Here is a 621-nt window from a genome sequence, read left to right on the forward strand (position 1 = left end):
ACCCTACTCCGATTGCCCGGAAGCGGCATGTGCCGGACGTGGCGCATGGCTGTGCGGCGCCCGCCGTGAACGGGGCCGGCGTCTCCCGGCCCGGTCCGGCCTCAGACGGTGCCGCGGTTCTTGCCCTGCCAGGGCCGGTAGTAGTCGCGGATGGCGGCCATGTCGGCGGCATCATCGCCGGTGGAATAAAACAGCGGGCCGATCCCGATGGTCTTTTCCGGGTAATGGAAGTAAGCCGCCAGCACCGGCACGTCGGCCATCCGCGCGATCTTCAGGAACCCGGCCTTCCAGTGCGTCACCGCCTTGCGGGTGCCTTCGGGGGTGATCGCATACCACATGCGTTCGGAGCCGCGGATCAGGCTGACCGCCTGTTCCACCGTGCCCTGCGGCGAGCTGCGGTCCAGCGGGATCACGCCCAGGGCGCGCAGCAGCGGCGACAGCGGCCACCAGAACAACGAGGCCTTGCCCAGCACCTTGACCTGCATGCCCAGCGCGATCTTGGCCGCCATGCCCCAGAACCCGTCCCAGTTGGAGGAGTGCGGGGCAATGATGAAGACCAGCTTGGGCACGTCCGGGAAGGTGCCCACCACTTTCCAGCCACCCAGGCGCAACGTGCAGCGC

General features: G+C 68.4%; 1 protein-coding gene. It reads right to left on the reverse strand.

The annotated features are described in order from the left end of the window. Positions 1-101: 101 nt before the first annotated feature. A partial coding sequence (locus tag ACXJKJ_RS31040; protein ID WP_457395410.1) for a lysophospholipid acyltransferase family protein occupies positions 102-621 on the reverse strand: 520 nt, incomplete at its 5' end.

The sequence above is a fragment of the Roseateles sp. P5_E1 genome, assembly GCF_054049335.1.